This is a genomic window from Acidimicrobiales bacterium, from assembly GCA_036270875.1.
Lineage (GTDB): Bacteria > Actinomycetota > Acidimicrobiia > Acidimicrobiales > AC-9 > AC-9.
In genome coordinates, this window is record DATBBR010000088.1 from 1 (window position 1) to 4,654 (window position 4,654).

Annotated in this window: 2 protein-coding genes and 1 pseudogene; 2 read left to right on the forward strand and 1 reads right to left on the reverse strand. The window is 69.7% G+C overall.

Features of this window, described 5'->3' with window-relative positions:
• Positions 1-227 precede the first annotated feature (227 nt).
• Positions 228-1,106 (forward strand): annotated as a pseudogene (locus tag VH112_10170) (DUF5996 family protein).
• Positions 1,107-1,163: 57 nt separating this feature from the next.
• Entirely contained in the window at positions 1,164-2,414 is a 1,251-nt protein-coding gene (locus VH112_10175) for a thiolase family protein (GenBank protein HEX4540598.1), read from the forward strand.
• 13 nt (positions 2,415-2,427) lie between these two features.
• Here the strand turns inward: VH112_10175 and VH112_10180 are convergent.
• Positions 2,428-4,654, reverse strand: a 2,227-nt coding sequence (locus VH112_10180) for an Ig-like domain repeat protein (GenBank protein HEX4540599.1), incomplete at its 5' end; no start/stop codon positions are given.

The window sequence follows — 4,654 nt, forward strand, 5'->3', positions numbered from 1 at the left end:
GGCCGGGTGCGGCGAGGGCACGGACGTAGACCGTCAGCTCCAGTGTGGGCACCCAGCCCGAGAACTCGATGTCGAAGGTCGCCGGCGGGAAGGCGTCCACGGCGAAGGCCAGCGCGGCGATGCAAATGAAGATCCGGCGTCGATGCTGAAGGCTGGGTCTGAGGAGACCGTCCGCTCGTGGCGATTGGTAGCATGGCCAAACGACCGGATCAGCTTGGCCCGAGCTCACCCTCTCGGCCTGGGAAGACACCCGGGCCACCTTCCACATGTGGACCCAGGTCGTCGGGAAGATCCGCCTGGCCCTGGAGCCGATGCTCAACCATTGGTGGCAGGTGCCGCTCTACGTGTCGGCGCGAGGACTGACGACGTCGCTCATGCACGCGGGCGCGACCGGAGTGGAGATCGAGTTCGACCTGGTCAACCATGTGCTCGACCTGCGCCTGACCGACGGCCGGGGCGCTCGGGTGGCTCTGGAGCCTCGCTCTGTCGCCAGCTTCTACAAGGCCACGATGGCAGCGCTCGACGAGCTCGGCGTCCGGGTGAGGATCTTTCCCCGCCCGGTGGAGGTGCTCGAGGCGATCCCCTTCGCTGACGACGAGCAGCATCACTCCTATGACGCCGCGGCGGTGAACCGGTTCTGGCTGGCGCTGGTGCAAGCCCACCGGGTGATGGCGCGTTTCCGGGGGCGCTTTGTGGGCAAGGCCAGCCCGGTGCACTTCTTCTGGGGTGCGCCTGATCTTGCCGTGACCCGCTTCTCCGGTCGGGAGGCGCCGAAGTACTCAGGCGGCGTGCCCAACTGTGCCCCGTGGGTCATGGAGCTGGCCTACAGCCAGGAGGTGAGCAGCTGCGGCTTCTGGCCCGGCGGCAGCGCCGAGGGATCCTTCTACTCCTACGCGTATCCCCCACCGGACGGCTTCGCCGCCTGGCCGGTCACGCCCGACGCCGCGTACTACGACGATGACCTGGGCGAGTTCCTCCTTCCGTACGAGGCGGTCCGCACCGCGGAGGACCCCGACGCCATGCTCCTCTCGTTCTTCGAGACCACCTACCAGGCCGCAGCCGATCTCGGCGGCTGGGAGAGGGCCGAGCTCGAGGCCGCGCCGTGACGACTTCCCCGAGGGGCCCCAGGAGTGGATCCTCGTCCGTGAAGAGAGGGAACATCAATGACTGACGCTTTTGTACTTGGCGGCGTTCGGACCCCTGTTGGACGCTATGGCGGCTCGCTGTCGCACGTGCGCATCGACGATCTGCTCGGACGGGCGATGGTGTGGGCGTGCGAGCGGGTGGGAGCACCACTCGATCGGATCGAGGACATCACCGCCGGCTGTGTCAACCCCGCGCACGAGGGGATGGGAGACATCGCCCGTTGGGCGGCATTGGCGGCCGGGTTCCCGGACTCCGTCCCGGCGATCACGGTCAATCGGTTCTGCGCCTCCTCACTCTCGGGCGCGATCCAAGTGGCGCACGCCATACGCAGCGACGAGCTCTCGATTGGGCTCGCAGCCGGTGTCGAGTCCATGTCGCGTTCGGGGTGGGCCCTGATGAAGGGCGATGCGCCCTTCATGCCGCGGGGGCCGGTCCTCATGCTCGACACGATGTGGGCCGGTGCAGGTGGACCGCCCCACCCCGCTCTGCTTGCCCGCGACGCTTACATCGACATGATGCGGACTGCGCAGAACGTCGCCGACCTGTACAAGCTGACGCGCGAAGAGATCGACGCCTTCGCCCTGCGTTCGCACCATCACGCGGCCTCGGCCCGTGACTCCGGTCGTCTCGCCGCCGAGATCCACCCGGTCGAGATTCCAGCCACCCGCAAGGAGCCGGCGCGCCTGTTCGAGCACGACGAGAGCATCCGCGGGGACACCACCCCGGAGGGGCTGGCGGCACTTCCGGCCCAGCCCAATACGACCCAGATGACGGCGGGCAACTCCTCGCCGCTCAACGACGGCGCCAGCGCTGTCGTCCTGGCCAGCGGCACCGCCGCCGAGGAGCTTGGGGTGGAGCCGCTGGCGCGCGTCGTGGCCTCGGCGACTCACGCCCTCGATCCCCTGGTGATGGGCATCGCCCCGGCGTTCGCCATTCCCAAGGCTCTGGCCCGGGCGGGCCTGGCTCCCGACGACGTCGATGTGTGGGAGGTGCACGAGGCCTACGCCGCCCAGGCGCTCGGCGTCCTGCTCGAGCTGCCCCGTCAGCTCGACGGCTTCGAGGTCCCCGACGATCGCCTCAACCCGAACGGCGGCGCGGTCGCCATCGGCCACCCGTTCGGCTCATCCGGCACCCGCTATGTGCTCACCCTGGCGACCGAGCTGCGCCTTCGAGGAGCCCGCTATGGGGTTCTCGGCGTGTGTGTCGGATCCGGCCAGGGCGTGGCGCTCGTCCTGGAGAACCCTCAGGGGACGAGCACGACTCACTGACGCAGCATGATCGTCATATGGTCATCGGCCCGCTCCACCTGCCGGCGCCCTGGACCCAGAGCACCTGGGCGGTGCCGTTCTTGTCCACCACGAACACGTCGGTCTGGTTGGGGACGCCGAACTGCTGGGAGACGGCCAGGGCCGCACCGGCGGGAGCCAGGCCCGTCGGCGAGATGGTCATCGGCCCGCTCCATCTGCCGGCACCATCCACCCAGCGGACCTCGACAGCCCCGTTGCCGGTCACGTCGAACACGTCGGTCTGGTTGGGGACGCCGAACTGCTGGGAGGCGATGACACTGGTGGCGCGGGTCGGGGCGTTCACCACCTCGGTGAGAGTGGACGAGGTCGAGCCGGCGTAGGTGGCATCGCCCGAGTAGGCGGCGACGATGGAGTGGGTCCCGCCCGAGGAGTAGGTGACCGAGCAGGCAGCTCTTCCCGTGGTGGTGCTCACGGCCTGCGACCCACAGCCAGGGACCGATGCCCCGTCGTCAGAGAACGAGACGCTGCCCCCGTCGGGGGTGGGGGACACCGTCGCCGTGTAGGTGACCTGCTGGCCGACGCCCGAGGGGTTGGCCGAGGAGGAGAGTGAGGTGGTGGTGGCGGTGGTGGGGGTGATGATCACCACGACCCCCTGGGAGCCGTTTCCGCCCACTGCCTCGCAAGTGGTGGAGGTGGGACAGGCCACGCCGTCGAGGTCGGTGGTCCCCAGGACGACCTGGGCGGTGCCGGGGGCGCCCTTCACGATGGGCGCCACCACCCCTTCGCTGGAGCTGTCGATGCCGGCCGCCTCGCAGCTGGTGGGGCTGGGACAGGCCACGCTGAGAAGCGTGCGAGTCCCCGAGGCGATCTGGGCAGCGCCGGGGGTGCCGCTGGCGATCGGCACGACGACGCCCGTGGAGGTGTTAGTGCCCACGGCCGCGCACGTGGTGGAGCTGGGGCAGGCCGCGCCGTAGAGCGCCTCGGTCCCAGGCGCGAGCGTGGCGGTGCCGGGGGTCCCGTTGGTGATGGGCACCACCACGCCCTCGAAGGAGCTGTTGTCGCCCACGGCCTCGCATGTGGTGGAGCTGGGACAGGCGGCGCCGAGCAGCCCCAAGGTCCCAGGCACGGCCTGGGCAGTACCGGCGCTGCCGAAACTGATGGGCACCACCACGCCGTTGGAGCCGTTGCTGCCCATGGCCTCACAGGTGGTGGTGCTGGGACAAGCCGCGCCGATCAGTGCCTCGGTCCCAGGCACGACCTGGGCAGTACCGGGAGTCCCGTTCGTGATGGGCACCACCACCCCCTCGCCCGAGCCGTTCCGGCCCACGGCCACGCAGGTGGTGAAGCTCGGGCAGGCCACGCCGTTCAGCTTCGAGGTTCCCGAGGCGACCTGGGGGGTGCCCGGGCTGCCATAGGTGATGGGTACCATCACCCCCTCTGAGCCGTCGGTGCCCACAGCCTCGCAGGTGGTGGTGCTGGGACAGGCCACTCCATACAGGTCAGAGGTCCCAGCGACGGGCTGGGACGGGATGATGGAAACCACCACCCCCTCCTGGGAGGAGGTGCCACCCACCCCTTGGCAGGTGCTGGAGTTGGAACACGCCACTCCAAGCAGCGCACCGGTCCCCGAGACGACATGGGCGGCGCCGGGAGTGCCGCTGGCGACGGTGACCGCCACCCCCTCGTTGGAGCCGTTCTCGCCAACAGCCTCGCAGGTGGTGGCGGTGGGACAGGCCACTGCTTCCAGAGCGAGGGTCCCCGGCACGATCTGGGCGGTGCCGGCGACGCCGCTCGTGATGGGCACTACCACCCCTTCGCTGGAGCTGTCGATGCCCACCGCCTCGCACGCGGTGCTGCTGGGACAGCCCACGCCGTACAGCGCAGAGGTCCCGCTCACGACCTGGGCGGTGCCGGGAGTGCCGTTGGTGATGGGCACCGCGACGCCGGTGAAGGAGGCGTTGTCGCCCACAGCCTCGCAGGTGGTACTGCTGGAACAGGCCACTGCTTGCAGGATGTGAGTCCCAGGTACAGCCTCGCCGGTGCCAGGGGTGCCGTTGGTGATGGGCACCACCACCCCCTCGCTGGAGGCGTTGACGCCCACCGCCTCGCAGGTGGTGGCGCTGGGACAGGCCACTCCATACAGGTCGAAGGTCCCCGGCGCGACCTGGGCGGTGCCGGGGGTGCCGTTGACGATGGGCACCACCACCCCCTGAGTGGAGGCGTTGTAGCCCACCGCCTCGCAGGTGTTGGCGCTCGGACAG